Here is a 14,383-nt window from a genome sequence, read left to right as displayed (position 1 = left end):
CGACTTGCATGTATTAGGCACGCCGCCAGCGTTCGTCCTGAGCCAGGATCAAACTCTCCATAAAAGAGAACTTAATAGAAGCTCATTTTGTTGCTGGCATCATAATGATGTCCATTTTTGAACGTCCGTCACGACCGTTTATAGGAAGTGACTTGGTTCTGTTTGCGTCACGCACACCCAACGGGGGTCGGGGTGGTGACGCTCTATCTTGACGTCTTGCATGTTCAGTTTTCAATGTTCATATGTCGTCTTGAGACAACTTTTAAAGTATAGCAACTTATCAAAACGTTGTCAACACTTTATTTTTCTGTTGTTGCCGTGTTGTCTTGGCGACCTAACTAATAATACACGCATTGCATAGAACGGTCAATAGCTTTTTTCAATTACATAAAAAAAGATAAAACCAAGATGCCGATAACTCCTGGAACACCACAGATAACTGAGAATCCCGCTGTGAGATGGAGAGCATATAAACAGACGAGGCCAATAGCTGCTCGCCAAACAAACGGGCTGATCCATTCAAAGAACTTCGTGACCGGCTGACGCAAAACAAACAATAGTAGAAACAAAAAAGGGAAAGACCAAGATAGATCATCTCCATGGCTCCTTTCCCTTTACGATATGCAGTTAATTCGGTTTATAGACCACTTGACGACGCTTTGCTTCTTTATATAGATAGAAGTGAATGCTCTCTAATGATTTCCGCTTGGCAATCGCATCAAGATTGTAGTCATCCAAGTGAGACTCCAGAGCCTGGGCTGTGTGCCAATCACTTCGCGTTTCTTCTAATAAACGAATGAACCTCGCGTCGTACTCTTTTTTTAGTTTGTTTCGCTTCGAGAAGATCGCCACTACAACTCGCGTCTCCCTTCAAGGGCTTTAGACAAGGTCACCTCATCAGCATATTCCAAGTCGCCACCTACAGGTAGACCATGAGCAATACGTGTTGTGCGAATCCCGGATGGTTTTACCAGTCGAGAGATATACATGGCCGTAGCCTCTCCTTCGATGGTCGGGTTGGTCGCAAGAATCAATTCCTGAACCTCTTCGTTCTGAAGACGCTTGAGGAGTGGGGGAATATTGATATCTTCCGGTCCGATTCCTTCCATTGGAGAGATAGCACCATGCAACACATGGTACAGCCCTTGGTAGTCTCGCATCTTTTCCATCGCGATGACGTCTTTCGTGTCTTGCACGACGCAGATCATCGTCTGGTTACGTGACGCATCCTGACAGATGGCGCATGGGTCAATATCTGTAATATGACCACAGACCGAGCAGTAGCTGAGATTTCGCTTGGCATCGATCAACGCTTTTGCGAAGTCCGTGACTGTATCTTCTTTCATACTAAGAACAAAAAACGCCAGACGGGCCGCTGTCTTCGGCCCAATACCTGGCAGTTTCATAAAACTGTCGATTAACTTTGAAATCGGAGCTGGATAGTGCATGCTAGTGTCCTCCTAGAACATGCCAGGAAGGTTCAATCCTTTCGTGAATTGGCCCATTGTGGCATTCGCTGTCTCTTCTGCTTTTTTCAGTGCTTCGTTCGTTGCAATCACGATTAGGTCTTGTAGCATTTCTACGTCTTCTGGATCCACGACCGTCTCATCAAGTGCGACGCCAACTACTTCACGGTGACCCGTTACAGTGACTTTCACCATACCGCCACCTGCAACTCCTTCAAAGTGTTGTGTGCCAAGCTCTTCTTGGGCCTCCGCCATTTTCTTCTGCATTTTCTGCATTTGTTTCATCATACCTTGCATATTTCCCATTCCACCACGCATAGTGATTTCCTCCTCGATATTAGTCTTCTTTGATTTCTACAAAATCTTCCCCGAACAGTTTGGTCGCTTCAGAGATAAGTGGATCTTCTTGGACGTCCACATCATCCCCTGCTTCCGGTTCTTCCACACCGCCAGCCAATTGATTGCCTGCGATAAAGGAAGAGCGGATTTCGAGCCACTGATCTTCCGGGGTATAGAGCACTTCATAAAGCGTTCCGGTGACGTCTTCCACTACTTGAGGGAACGAGGTCGAGAACGTTTGATTGTCCATTGCCATCTGGCAGTGGATTTCATATTTGAATTTTAACACAAAAGCCGTATCCGATGCCGCAACCGGTTCCGCGTCATTGAGGAGCGCGGCGTGTGAACGTTGCAGCTGCTGCAAGATTTGGGCCCACTGCGTCTTTACTTGCTGGATAGCTGGTTTTGTAGCGGATTTTAAGACTTCTTGAATGCGGCCGGCCGGTACTTTGATGCCGCTCGGTCCGCGTTGACGCTTTTGTTTCGGCGCTTCCGCAGGAGCTGTGCCACCACCCGATTTCAGTTGCGCCTCGAGCTTCGCAATCTTATTCTCCAGTTTCTGTACCTGCTCGTCTGATACGGAAGAAGTTCCCGTAGCTGCAGGCTGGTCAGATAGTTGGGACAAGCGAATGAGGGCTGTCTCGACATAAATCTTAGGATGATTCGAAAAACGCATCTCTTGTTGCATCTCGGTCGCAATTTGAATGCTTGCATAGAGACGCTGCTGCGAATAGCGCTTGGCAAGAGCTATCACGTCTTCTGTCGGCTCTGCTAGTTCCACCATGTCTTCTGGAGCTTCTACATGTTGCATGATCAACAAGTCACGGAAGAATGTTACCAGGTCCTCAATCAAGCGAACCGGGTCTTTCCCGTCCATGATCAATTGGTCCAGTGTCGCGAGTGCTGCATTGACGTCTCCAGCAAGGAGAGCCTCTGCAATCGTCACAAACGCATCAGAACCAATCGAACCTGTAATGAACAACGCCTCTTCCATGGTCATTGTTCCCGTACTGTACGAGACGACTTGGTCGAGCAGACTGAGTGCATCGCGCATCCCGCCAGCTGAAGCTTGGGCAAGAAGACGAAGCACTTTCTCATCATAGGGGATTCCCGCGTCATCGAGCACTTGAATCATTCGTTCTACGATGTCATTGTTGGAAATCCGTTTAAAATCGAATCGCTGACAGCGAGAAATAATCGTCAGAGGAATTTTATGTGGCTCTGTCGTTGCGAGTACAAAGACGGCATGGGGTGGTGGTTCTTCTAATGTTTTCAGCAGCGCGTTGAAGGCACTTGTTGACAACATATGCACCTCATCGATGATGTACACTTTGTAGCGCGCATTTGACGGAGCGAAACGAACCTTTTCGATGACGTCACGCATTTCTTCTACTCGGGAGTGAGAGGCCGCATCGAACTCCAAGACGTCTGGGTTCGAGCCGTCGGTGATGCTTGTACAGATTGCACATGTGTTGCAGGGCTCTTTGGCCGGACCGTTTTCACAGTTCAATGCTTTCGCAAAGATTTTAGCTGTACTGGTCTTTCCGGTTCCGCGAGGTCCTGAGAACAGATAGGCATGTGTTGTTTTTCCAGAGTCTAGCGCGTTCTGGAGGGTTTGCTTAATGTGCTTTTGGCCGGACATTTCCGCAAAAGATTGCGGTCGGTAGGCACGATAAAATGCTTGATAGGTCACACATTCCACTCCATTTCTGATCATCAGTCACTCTTTCCATTATACCATAAAAAACCCGTCTTCCCTAACGGAAAACGGGTGAATCTTCTATGTATACCGTGCACCTTCCTTCGACTGCTACACATGAGCGGCACGCTTGTCGTTAGCTCAGCCCAGGCAACCCCGCGGCACATAAATAGCACCACTTAATGCTGCTTCCTTCCGGACCTGACATGGTTCATGGGTATTCATTGCGCAGGACCCGGACGTCAACACTACGTGCAAACACCAGACCTCACATGCAAACAGCCTCAGAGAAGGAGTTCAGTCTCGCTAGAGCGGATTGCGAGTTACAGGACACCGCTACCTTCCCACCTAGCACGGCATTTATTAGTATACGCACCTGCGAACAAAAAATCAAATGCGACGTGAAAATTCTCGTGAAAAAAATTGAATTTCGTTGTTGACTTTCATTTTTAGACGTGATAAATTTATTTCTGTACTTCGGAGGTATACCCAAGTCCGGCTGAAGGGATCGGTCTTGAAAACCGACAGGCGGGTCAAACCGCGCGGGGGTTCGAATCCCTCTACCTCCTCCATTTTATAAACACACACGCATAAATACGAGATTGAATTCGATCACTCCAGGTCGAATTTTTCTTGAAAACTTCGTGTCTGAATATTTCGAACTGCCTGTCTCACATTTTGTGGGGTGGGCAGTTTTTTGTTTGCGGGAAATATTAACGTCCTCAAATGTTGGATTAACGACTTTGCAGCGCCATTTAACGCCCATACTCTCTCGTTTAACGACCGACTGACTCGCATCAACGCCCCAAATGAAATTATGGAAACTAATCTCCTCGCAACTCAAAAAACCCCTCCGTCTCCATAAGAGACAAAGGGGCCACACACTCTTCTATCTATCCGCGGTACACAGCCGTCTTCGTCAGATGGCTACCGATGCGGTCTAAAATCTTCTCCACGTCTTCTGGACGCTTCACGATATCGTAATCATTGATGTTCAAACGAAGCACAGGGCATCCGTTGAAATTATCGATCCAGTCCTCATAACGTCCGTGCATCTCTTCCCAATACGTGATTGGTGTTTGCTGCTCCATCGGACGTCCACGTTCTTGAATGCGGCCGATGATGCTCTCTAAAGAGCCTTCCAAATAGATCAACAAGTCTGGGTGTGGGAAGTATGGTGTCATAACCATCGCATCAAAGAGGCTCGTGTATGTTTCGTAATCTACTGGATCCATCGTACCCTTCTCTTTGTGCATGCGCGCAAAGATCCCTGTATCCTCATAAATCGAACGGTCTTGAATGAAGCCGCCACCGTATTCAAACATCCGCTTCTGTTCTTTAAAGCGCTCAGCTAGGAAGTAAATCTGTAAATGGAAGCTCCACTTCGAAAAATCATCGTAAAAACGGTCCAAATACGGGTTGGTATCCACTTTTTCAAAAGACGTTTTGAAATCGAGGGCCTCCGCTAAAGTTTTGGTCATCGTCGATTTTCCAACGCCGACTGTTCCGGCAATGGTGATTACAGCATCATGGGGAATGCCGTATTTGTCTCGTAAATTCATCGTTGCAAGCTCCTTTTATGTAGTGTTGCATCTACTTTATCTAAAATATGGGCCAAGTCTTGTGGGTTTTGTACAAAATCAAAGTCATCGCCACTAAAGCGAAGGACTGGTACTTCTGGGTGTGCCTTCTCGAAATTTTCGATGAATACACGGTAATCTGCAGAAAGCTGCGCAAGATACGCCGGGTCGATCTTCTTCTCGAAGTCGCGTCCACGTAGTTCAATCCGTTCTAACAACACGTCGAGGCTCGCATCGAGGTACACGACCATATTCGGAACCGGCATGTCGCGTGTTAAAATGGAATAGATCGCTTCGTACTTCGTGTATTCAATCGGCGAAAGTGTGCGTTTCGCGAAAATGAGGTTTTTGAAAATATGATAATCAGCAGCGACAGGACGTTCCTTTGCGATATAATGCTTTTGGATGTCTGCCAATTGCTTGTAGCGGTTGCAGAGGAAAAACATTTCGGTTTGGAAGCTCCATTCCGCAATATTGTCATAAAACTTATCCAGGAACGGGTTCTCATCAACAATTTCTTTCAGTAGTTCAAATTGATAGGTATCGGCAATGGCTTTGGCTAGAGATGTTTTCCCTACACCAATGGGCCCCTCTACCGTAATAAATGGAATGGACATAGCTTCTGACCTCACTCTTCTGTCTCAAGTCGTGCTTTCCATTTTACCATAGCTCCCCTTTGAAACATAGATGAAAATCCGTCCATCTTTCAACAACACCACGATTAAAATAAAGAAGGAGGAAGGTCTTATGCACGACTTCTATATGAGAGAAGCCATCGCAGAGGCAAAGAAGGCCGGAGACGCAGGCGAAGTCCCGATTGGCGCCGTCCTCGTCTACCAGGACCAGATCATCGCACGTGCCTCTAACCTGCGCGAGACTACACAAAACGCTCTGACGCATGCCGAGATGCTGGTCATTGAAGAAGGTTGCAAACACCTCGGCAGCTGGCGTCTTGAAGAGACCACTCTATATGTCACACTCGAGCCGTGCCCGATGTGTGCCGGTGCTATTTTGCAGTCTCGTATACCAACGGTCGTCTACGGAGCACGAGATCCGAAAGCGGGATGTGTACATTCGCTTTACACACTTCTAAATGACTCGCGTTTCAACCACGAGTGTGACGTGATTGAAGGCGTGGCGGCAGAAGAATGTGGTGAGCTGCTCACTTCGTTCTTCCGTAACTTACGACAACAGAAAAAGCTTCGCAAACAACAACAGCCAGAATCCTGAAGGAGGACTCTGGCTGTTTTTTTAATTAGCGGATGACGTCTTTTCCACCCATGTAAGGACGCAAGACTTCTGGAATGACGACAGAGCCGTCTTCTTGTTGGTAGTTCTCAAGGATAGCTGCTACTGTACGGCCGATAGCAAGACCACTACCGTTTAGTGTATGCACGTATTCTGGCTTCGCTCCTGGCTCACGACGGAAACGGATGCCTGCACGACGCGCTTGGAAATCTTCAAAGTTACTGCAAGAAGAGATCTCTTTGTAGTCGTTGTAGCTTGGCAACCACACTTCGATGTCGTACTTCTTCGCAGCTGTGAACCCAAGGTCTGCTGTACACATCAACAACACGCGGTATGGAAGACCTAGTAACTGAAGGACTTTTTCTGCGTGGCCTGTCAGCAATTCAAGTTGCTCATAAGATTCTTCTGGCTTCACAAAACGAACTAGCTCTACTTTGTTGAACTGGTGCTGACGAATTAGACCACGCGTGTCGCGTCCTGCAGAACCTGCTTCAGAACGGAAACATGCGCTGTATGCAGTGAACGCTTGTGGTAGCTGCTCCGCATCTAAGATCTCATCGCGGTAGAAGTTCGTTACAGGCACTTCTGCTGTTGGAATCAAGAAGTAATCTTCTTTTTCAATCAAGAACGCATCTTCTTCAAACTTCGGCAACTGGCCCGTACCCGTCAAGCTCTCGCGGTTAGCCATGTACGGAGGGATCATTTCCTCGTACCCGTGTTCTTCTGAATGCAGGTCCATCATGAAGTTTAAAAGTGCACGCTCTAGACGAGCTCCTAGACCTCGGTAGAATGCAAAACGACTTCCAGTAACCTTTGCAGCGCGCTCGAAGTCAACAAGCTTCAAGTCTGTCACGATGTCCCAGTGAGCTTTTGGCTCGTACTCAAACTTTGGCGTCTCGCCCCATGTGCGGTGCGTGACGTTATCGTCTTCTGTATCGCCGACAGGTACGCTGTCATGTGGAATGTTCGGAATGCGCATCATCATGTGTGTGAACTTCTCTTCGACATCACGTAACTCTTCATCAAGCGCTTTGATTTCATCGCCGACTTGGCGCATGCGTGCAATCGCTTCGTCTGCATTTTCTTTATTACGTTTCATTGTAGAGATCTGTTCAGACACCTTATTACGCTCAGATTTTAGTTCCTCAGTCTTCGCAATCAACTCACGGCGTTTCTGGTCAAGCGTCTCAAACTGGTCAAACTCAGAAATGTCTTCGCCTCGCTTCGCAAGCTTCGCTTTGACGGTTTCAAAATTGTCTCGTACATAACGTACATCTAACATAGAAATTCCTCCTTAAATTTGGCTTCCAACGATATTTTTGCATACAAAAAGCCCCCATCCCTAAAAAAGGGACGAGAGCTACCCGCGTTACCACCCTGGTTGTGTCCGCGTAACGAACACCACTTGTCTCATAACGGCCACTGGACCGGTCCCCGTTATACCGGAGACAACTCTCAGGATGGATTCACAAGTGTTTTTATCAGCTCACACCAACCGCTGACTCTCTTGAAAAAACGGGCTTGTTACTACTTCCGATCATCGTTTTTCGCACATGAAATTAGCTCTATTTTACCCGATTGTTTTAAAATTTGCAAACGCATCCCGTATAATAAAAGAATCTACTCAGGGGGAGGCGTCACCTATCGAATTCTTTTTACCCCATCTTTCCGATGATTCTTCTATGCCATTGTATGAACGCCTATACCGTGCATTCCGAGAAGCCATTTTAACAGGACAACTTGCAGAAGGTGAGAAGCTACCATCGAAGCGCCAATTGGCGGACTATCTATCAATCAGTCAAACGACGATCGAGACGACTTATCACCAACTCGTGGACGAAGGGTATGTGCTGGCTCTGCCGCGAAAAGGCTACTTCGTTCAAAACAGTACCGAACTGATTCGAAGCGAGCCAGCTGCTCCTGTTGCGCATTCAGAGGTACTAACACCGAGCTTTCGCTATGATTTTCATCCGGGGAAGATTGACTTGGCTCATTTTCCTTTAGATCAATGGCGTAAATGTGCGCGCGACGTCTTATCGGACCGCAACCGAGATTTGCTTCACCTCGGGCACCCTCAAGGAGACCTAACTCTTCGTCAGCAGATCACGCAGTATTTATTTCAATCACGCGGCGTTCGTTGCAGTCCAGATCAACTCATTCTTGGGTCTGGAACCGAACAGCTGCTGCCGTTCTTACTGCGCCTAATGGGACAACAAGGTGTGCTTGCAATTGAGGATCCCGGCTATTCCTTAACGCACCATTTCTCACAGGACAGTGCTTATCAGGCGATTCCAATTGCTGTTGACGAAGAAGGCATGCGCGTCTCCGAACTCAAACAGACAGAAGCCACAGCCGCTTATGTAACGCCGGCTCACCAGTTTCCTACTGGCGCCATTTTGTCTGCATCGCGGCGCAATCAGCTGCTCACCTGGGCGAGCGAAACGGGAAGCTACATCATCGAAGACGATTACGACAGTGAGTTCCGTTACGTAGGGATGCCCATTCCTGCGCTTCAAGGCTTCGATACACAAGACCGAGTCATCTATTTGAGCACGTTTTCTAAGTCGCTTATGCCGTCTCTACGGATTGCCTATGCGGTCGTTCCTCGCCATCTTCTCGAGGTCTACCGAGCACGATTTGGTCATTATGCTGCTACCGTTCCTCGTTTTGACCAGGCGACCTTGACGCAGTTCATGGAACAAGGTCACTTTGAGAAGCACGTGAATAGAATGCGTAAGCTCTACAAGCGCAAACTGGACCTCTTGCATCGTATCGGATCTCGTTATGACGACTGGCTCTCCATCTCAGGAGACCAGGCAGGAATGCATGTCGTCATCGATTGCAAGACAAAGCTTTCTGGCGAGCAACTCCGCAAGCTACTTGCTGAAGAGAGTATCCGTCTCTCCTCGCTCGACCATTACCGGATCGACCGTACGACGTCGTCTTCAAAACTGTTGCTTGGATTTGGTGGTATTCCGGAAGAAGAACTGGAAGAAGCCCTGACGGTTCTGTTTGAAGAACTAAAAAAAATCTGTATACAAAAAACCACAGGCTCTAGTTGAGTCTGTGGTTTGTTTCATTAAAAGAGGCCGCCAACAAAGTCTGTCACGTTACCCCATAACCCTGCAAAAAAGGCACCGATTCCCTGGAACACTAAAGAGATCCAGCTAGCACGTTCCACCGCAGCTGTAGTCACTACATCTACGCCAGCATCTTTTTCAAGGATATAACCTAAATCTTCGCCTTCTGTCTTCTGAAGCTTCACTTTACCGACCACTTGGCCTTTTTCCACTTCAGCTTCTAAGAGCTCCGTTTCAGGAGTGAAGACTGGTGTGTACAATTCTTTTTCACCAGATTTGATGACCATAGAGATGCCGTCTTTCACAGCAATTCCGACTTCATCTTCTTTCCCTTTATCGATGGCAATCGTTTCCGCACCCTCGATTGTTTGTCCAGGTGCCACGATCTCTTGTTTCGTAAACTGAGCAAAACCGTAATCCATCATGGCACGTGTTGCATCAAAACGTGCTTTATAAGAACCCACACCTTTAGAATCGACTGCCTTCATGACCACGGTGATCAGACGCATGCCGTTACGTTCTGCAGTTCCTGTGAACGAGTGACCTGCAAGTTCTGTCGTCCCCGTCTTCAATCCGTCGATTCCTTCGTACTCATACACAAGTCCTGGAAGCATGAAGTTCCAGTTCGACATTTCAATCGCGTCTTCTGTTCCTTCACGGAATGTCTTCTTTGGAATACTTGCTACTTCTAACACTTCTGGATAGTCTTGAAGTAATAAGAAAGCAAGACGTGCTACAGACTCTGCTGGCATAACGTTTTCATCATTAGCGCCCGTTGAAGCTGGGTGCATTCCCATCAAGTCCGCATTATTAAGTCCTGTCGAGTTCACAAATGTGTATCCTTCAAGACCCATTTCTTCTGCTTTTTCATTCATTAAATTGACAAAGTTGTCTTCAGTGCCTGCAATAGTCTCAGCAATTGCTACAGTAGCAGCGTTTGCTGAATAAATCGCCATAGCCTCGTACAATTCACGAATCGAATAGGTACCGTCTTGACGAAGCGGAACATTACTTAAAGCACGATTTTGAGAAAGCTTGTATGTATAATCCGTCACAGAATACTGCTGATCCCATGAAATACGTCCTTCTTCAATGGCTTCAAACAACAGGTATTCTGTCATCATTTTTGTCATACTGGCAATTGCAAGTGGTTGCTCTGCATTCTTGCTATATAGAATTTTCCCGGTCTCTGCGTCAATCATTATTGCAGCATCTACTGTAAGATTGAGCGGATCTGTCTCCGCTTGTGCTGCTTGTGGAACGCCCACGATTCCCGAAATCAAAAGCATCGGAACGAGGATCCACTGTGCCATCCATTTTTTCAACGTATTTACCCTCCAAAGCCTATTTTTCCTTGCTCATTTTATCACAAGAAGTCGCAAAATAATGCATGTTCATTAAAAAAACACACATAATGCCTAGTTTAGACGGCATTATGTGTGCGAATGTTCCTGATTGGAACTAGTTATTAGGAAATAGAATAATTCGGTGCTTCTTTTGTGATTTGAACATCGTGTGGATGACTTTCACGAAGACCGGCACCTGTCATTTTGATGAATTGTGCTTCGTTACGAAGTTTTTCTAAGTTGTGTGCTCCACAGTAACCCATACCAGAACGAATCCCGCCTGTTAGCTGGTGAATCGTATCTGCAAGAGGTCCTTTGTAAGGAAGACGTCCTTCGATTCCTTCTGGAACCAATTTCTTCGCATCTTCTTGGAAGTAACGGTCTTTTGATCCGCGTTCCATAGCACCGATTGATCCCATACCACGGTACACTTTGAAACGACGACCTTGGAAGATTTCTGTTTCTCCAGGGCTTTCTGTAGTACCTGCAAGCATACTACCTAGCATGACGACATGGCCACCAGCTGCTAGAGCTTTCACGATGTCTCCAGAGTACTTGATTCCGCCATCTGCGATGATAGACTTACCGTGCTTACGTGCTTCACTTGCGCAATCGTAAACTGCCGTGATTTGTGGAACCCCAACTCCTGCAACAACACGTGTTGTACAGATCGAACCTGGCCCAATACCAACTTTGATTACATCTGCGCCTGCTTCAATCAATTCGCGTGTTGCTTCTGCTGTTGCCACGTTTCCTGCAATTATTGCAAGTTCTGGGTAAGCAGCGCGAATTTCTTTTACTGTCTCGATAACACCTTGAGAGTGGCCGTGAGCCGTATCAATTGTAATAACGTCGACATGAGCCTTCACTAGCTTCTCTACTCGCATTAACGTATCTTTAGTGACTCCAACAGCAGCTCCTACTAACAGTCGACCGTGTGCGTCTTTTGCAGCATTCGGGAATTCGATGACTTTCTCGATGTCTTTAATCGTGATAAGACCTTTTAAAGTGCCATCTTCTGAGACAATCGGAAGTTTCTCGATTTTGTATTGTTGAAGCATTTTTTCTGCTTCTTCTAATGTTGTTCCTACAGGTGCTGTCACTAGATTTTCTTTTGTCATGACATCATCAATTTTCAATGAATAGTCTTGAATGAAACGAAGGTCACGATTTGTAATGATCCCAACTAACTTCTGCTCTTCTTCATTGTTGACGATTGGTACACCGGAAATACGGTATTTGCCCATCAAATGTTCTGCATCATACACTTGGTGAGTCGGTGTGAGGAAGAACGGATCCGTGATGACGCCATTCTCTGAACGTTTTACAGTCTCTACTTGTTCTGCCTGCTCGTCAATACTCATGTTCTTGTGAATGATCCCAAGACCACCTTGGCGCGCCATAGCAATGGCCATTTTCGCTTCTGTCACTGTATCCATCCCTGCACTGATTACCGGGATATTTAATTTAATCGTTTCCGTCAGTTGAACAGACAAGTCGACATCCTTTGGCAATACCTCTGATTTCGCTGGAACAAGCAATACGTCATCAAATGTTAAACCTTCACGCTGGAATTTTGATTCCCACATTTTCCGTCTTCCTCCTCTTGATTTTAAATATTAGTGTTAAGGTTATCAGCGGTCTAGAGAGGTGTCAAGGTAAGCACAAATTAAACATGTATTCCGATTTTTCAATCACTTAGTTCCATAAGAAAAAGCGGATTTCTCCGCTTTTATAAGTACTTCACCAAGTCTTCTTCAATTTTGGCAGGGCTTGTTTGAGGAGCATAGCGCTTTACAACATTGCCTTCACGGTCCACTAAGAACTTTGTAAAGTTCCATTTGATTCCTTCAGACAACAAGCCTTTCTTTTCCGATACTAAATGTTGAAACAGTGGTTCTGCTTGATCACCTTTCACATCAACTTTCGCAAACATCGGGAACGACACACCGTAGTTGCGTTGGCAGAAACTCATTGTCTCATCAATGTCATCGAACTCTTGATTGTTAAACTGGTCGCTTGGAAAGCCGAGTACTTCGAAGCCTTGGTCCTTATATGTATCATACAGCTTCTGAAGCTCTTCAAACTGTGGCGTGAACCCGCACTTACTAGCCGTGTTGACGACAACTAACACTTTTCCTTTATACGCATCTAATGCTACTTCGTCACCTGTTGTTGCTTTCACTTTGAAGTCGAATACAGTAGTCATGAAGAAAATCGCTCCTTTCGGTAGTACTTTTACTTTACGGAGGATGCGTGCAGAATTCAACTTTGATGCCTATTAGATGTGGAGAACGCCACTCTAGAAATCTTGTAAAAATCGGGCGTGTCCGTGGAGGCGCTCTTTGCCTCTATGGATGCGACCGATTTTTGCGGGGATTTCTGGCGTTCGCAACTCGATACCATTTAGATGTGGAAGGCGTTCGCCCAGAAATCTCGTGAAAACCAGGCGCACCAATTGAGGCGCTCTTTGCCTCGGTTGGGGTGAATGGTTTTTACGTGTATTTCTAACGCCTGCAACTCGATAGTAAGAAAAGTGGAGCAGCCTTGCTCAGAAACTCTTCGGGAATCAGGCGTAACCCGTGAGGCGTTTTGTGCCTCATGGGTTGCGCCTGATTATTGAATGGGTTTCTAGGCTGCGCAACTGGATCCAGTTAGATGTGGAGAACGCCACTCTAGAAATCTTGTAAAAATCGGGCGTGTCCGTGGAGGCGCTCTTTGATGATGCAATTCAAGTTTGAAGAGAATCAGATTTTCCTAGAAAGGCTTTTGAGTCTTAAGGGCTTTTCTAGAAAGGGCGGGTTTGAGGCATTCATTCATTTGAGGGGATTTTTCGTTGCTTTGGTATGGAAATGACTTGCGGTGATTTTAAAAGTGGGGTCTGTGATCGCTGCTTTGATGCGAATCGTCGGCAGATGGACCATTTACGGAGGCAGATGACGCTTTTGCGTCGAGACCTCGTTCGTTCCTAGGTGCATCGTCGGCAGATGGAACGTTTACGGAGGCAGATATCGATTTTACGTCGGCAGATGACGCTTTTGCGTCGAGACCTCGTTCGTTCCTAGGCGAATCGTCGACAGATGGAACGTTTACGGAGCCAGATGTTGGTTTTACGTCGGTAGATGACGCGCTTGCGTCGAGACCTCGTTCGTTCATATGCGCATCGTCGGCAGATGGAACGTTTACGGAGGCAGATATCGATTTTACGTCGGCAGTTGGCGCGTTTACGTCGAGACCTGCCTGTAATATCTGCACCAATAGTCTCCACCATATATGCTCTTGCTAGAAAGGCCCTTCTACCATTAAAAGGCTGGCCCTAAGAGTCAGTTGCGCTTCTACACGTAATCGAGTTGCAGGCGTTAGAAATACATTCAAAGATCATTCGCACCCACAGAGGCAGAGGGCGCCTCTATGGGTACGCCTGATCTCCGAAGCATTTCTGGGCGAACGCCTTCCACATCTAAAAATATACAAAAAAGGCCATCCCTCTCGGGATGACCTCTTTCCATGTTGCCCAGCGACGTCCTACTCTCACAGGGGGAGACCCCCAACTACCATCGGCGCTGAAGAGCTTAACTTCCGTGTTCGGTATGGGAACGGGTGTGACCTCTTCGCCATCATCACT

At 46.8% G+C, this 14,383-nt stretch carries 12 protein-coding genes, 1 tRNA gene, 2 rRNA genes, 1 other RNA gene and 1 other annotated feature; of the genes, 3 read left to right on the top strand and 13 right to left on the bottom strand.

The features are described 5' to 3' along the window. From CF394_RS08395 to ffs, 6 genes are all read right to left on the bottom strand, one after another. Positions 1 to 64 (bottom strand): 16S ribosomal RNA (locus CF394_RS08395); the annotation flags it as partial. A 563-nt stretch (positions 65 to 627) separates the two neighbouring features. Further along, positions 628 to 852, bottom strand: coding sequence for a YaaL family protein (locus tag CF394_RS08390; RefSeq protein WP_243370755.1), 225 nt, complete (start codon positions 850 to 852; stop codon positions 628 to 630). Continuing rightward, positions 852 to 1,448 carry a recombination mediator RecR gene (gene recR / locus CF394_RS08385; protein WP_094942928.1) on the bottom strand — a complete coding sequence of 199 codons (597 nt, stop codon included), beginning with the start codon at positions 1,446 to 1,448 and terminating at the stop codon, positions 852 to 854. The genes CF394_RS08390 and recR overlap by 1 nt, the downstream gene beginning before the upstream one ends. A 12-nt stretch (positions 1,449 to 1,460) precedes the next feature. After that, positions 1,461 to 1,784, bottom strand: a complete 324-nt coding sequence (locus CF394_RS08380; RefSeq protein ID WP_094942927.1) for a YbaB/EbfC family nucleoid-associated protein — start codon at positions 1,782 to 1,784, stop codon at positions 1,461 to 1,463. Between the two features lie 19 nt (positions 1,785 to 1,803). Further along, entirely contained in the window at positions 1,804 to 3,498 is a 1,695-nt protein-coding gene (gene dnaX, locus CF394_RS08375; RefSeq protein WP_094942925.1) for a DNA polymerase III subunit gamma/tau, read from the bottom strand. 96 nt (positions 3,499 to 3,594) lie between these two features. Beyond that, an RNA gene (ffs, locus tag CF394_RS08370) (signal recognition particle sRNA large type) lies at positions 3,595 to 3,861 on the bottom strand. Between the two features lie 122 nt (positions 3,862 to 3,983). Here ffs and CF394_RS08365 point away from each other — a divergent pair. Continuing rightward, a tRNA-Ser gene (locus tag CF394_RS08365) sits at positions 3,984 to 4,076 on the top strand. 321 nt (positions 4,077 to 4,397) lie between these two features. Here CF394_RS08365 and CF394_RS08360 read toward each other — a convergent pair. Beyond that, a complete protein-coding gene (locus tag CF394_RS08360; protein WP_094942924.1) occupies positions 4,398 to 5,066 on the bottom strand; it encodes a deoxynucleoside kinase in 669 nt (222 codons plus the stop codon). Next, positions 5,063 to 5,701 (bottom strand): deoxynucleoside kinase, encoded by a 639-nt coding sequence (locus CF394_RS08355; RefSeq protein ID WP_094942922.1) that lies wholly within the window; start codon positions 5,699 to 5,701, stop codon positions 5,063 to 5,065. Before CF394_RS08355 ends, CF394_RS08360 begins: the two co-directional genes overlap by 4 nt. Before the next feature lie 130 nt (positions 5,702 to 5,831). Between CF394_RS08355 and tadA the strand changes: the two genes are divergently transcribed. Next, positions 5,832 to 6,314 (top strand): tRNA adenosine(34) deaminase TadA, encoded by a 483-nt coding sequence (gene tadA / locus CF394_RS08350; protein WP_094942921.1) that lies wholly within the window; start codon positions 5,832 to 5,834, stop codon positions 6,312 to 6,314. Positions 6,315 to 6,339: 25 nt separating this feature from the next. On the opposite strand, the gene serS is transcribed toward tadA, so the two are convergent. Then, positions 6,340 to 7,614 carry a serine--tRNA ligase gene (serS, locus tag CF394_RS08345; protein WP_094942919.1) on the bottom strand — a complete coding sequence of 425 codons (1,275 nt, stop codon included), beginning with the start codon at positions 7,612 to 7,614 and terminating at the stop codon, positions 6,340 to 6,342. 64 nt (positions 7,615 to 7,678) lie between these two features. Then, positions 7,679 to 7,882, bottom strand: a binding site (T-box leader). 132 nt (positions 7,883 to 8,014) lie between these two features. Here serS and pdxR point away from each other — a divergent pair. Beyond that, a complete protein-coding gene (gene pdxR, locus CF394_RS08340; RefSeq protein ID WP_094942918.1) occupies positions 8,015 to 9,394 on the top strand; it encodes a MocR-like pyridoxine biosynthesis transcription factor PdxR in 1,380 nt (459 codons plus the stop codon). A gap of 17 nt (positions 9,395 to 9,411) precedes the next feature. On the opposite strand, the gene CF394_RS08335 is transcribed toward pdxR, so the two are convergent. From CF394_RS08335 to rrf, 4 genes are all read right to left on the bottom strand, one after another. Continuing rightward, the gene (locus CF394_RS08335; protein WP_439332866.1) at positions 9,412 to 10,737 is read right to left on the bottom strand and encodes a serine hydrolase; all 1,326 of its coding nucleotides are present in this window, start codon (positions 10,735 to 10,737) and stop codon (positions 9,412 to 9,414) included. Between the two features lie 143 nt (positions 10,738 to 10,880). Beyond that, positions 10,881 to 12,347, bottom strand: coding sequence for an IMP dehydrogenase (gene guaB / locus CF394_RS08330; protein ID WP_094942916.1), 1,467 nt, complete (start codon positions 12,345 to 12,347; stop codon positions 10,881 to 10,883). Between the two features lie 143 nt (positions 12,348 to 12,490). Further along, positions 12,491 to 12,967 carry a glutathione peroxidase gene (locus tag CF394_RS08325; RefSeq protein ID WP_094942915.1) on the bottom strand — a complete coding sequence of 159 codons (477 nt, stop codon included), beginning with the start codon at positions 12,965 to 12,967 and terminating at the stop codon, positions 12,491 to 12,493. 1,303 nt (positions 12,968 to 14,270) lie between these two features. Beyond that, positions 14,271 to 14,383, bottom strand: a 5S ribosomal RNA gene (gene rrf / locus CF394_RS08315); the annotation flags it as partial.

It is taken from the genome of Tetzosporium hominis (assembly GCF_002265435.1).
Taxonomy (GTDB): Bacteria; Bacillota; Bacilli; order Bacillales_A; family Planococcaceae; genus Chryseomicrobium; species Chryseomicrobium hominis.
Note: the sequence above shows the minus strand (reverse complement) of the source record. Positions and strands in the feature narration are given on the sequence as shown.

Excerpts from the sequence above, each read along its gene's own strand:
- CF394_RS08355 (WP_094942922.1), bottom strand. The coding sequence starts at position 5,701 with ATGTCCATTCCATTTATTACGGTAGAGGGGCCCATTGGTGTAGGGAAA.
- pdxR (WP_094942918.1), top strand. The coding sequence starts at position 8,015 with ATGCCATTGTATGAACGCCTATACCGTGCATTCCGAGAAGCCATTTTA.
- guaB (WP_094942916.1), bottom strand. The coding sequence starts at position 12,347 with ATGTGGGAATCAAAATTCCAGCGTGAAGGTTTAACATTTGATGACGTA.
- serS (WP_094942919.1), bottom strand. The coding sequence starts at position 7,614 with ATGTTAGATGTACGTTATGTACGAGACAATTTTGAAACCGTCAAAGCG.
- tadA (WP_094942921.1), top strand. The coding sequence starts at position 5,832 with ATGCACGACTTCTATATGAGAGAAGCCATCGCAGAGGCAAAGAAGGCC.
- CF394_RS08325 (WP_094942915.1), bottom strand. The coding sequence starts at position 12,967 with ATGACTACTGTATTCGACTTCAAAGTGAAAGCAACAACAGGTGACGAA.
- recR (WP_094942928.1), bottom strand. The coding sequence starts at position 1,448 with ATGCACTATCCAGCTCCGATTTCAAAGTTAATCGACAGTTTTATGAAA.
- CF394_RS08380 (WP_094942927.1), bottom strand. The coding sequence starts at position 1,784 with ATGCGTGGTGGAATGGGAAATATGCAAGGTATGATGAAACAAATGCAG.
- CF394_RS08360 (WP_094942924.1), bottom strand. The coding sequence starts at position 5,066 with ATGAATTTACGAGACAAATACGGCATTCCCCATGATGCTGTAATCACC.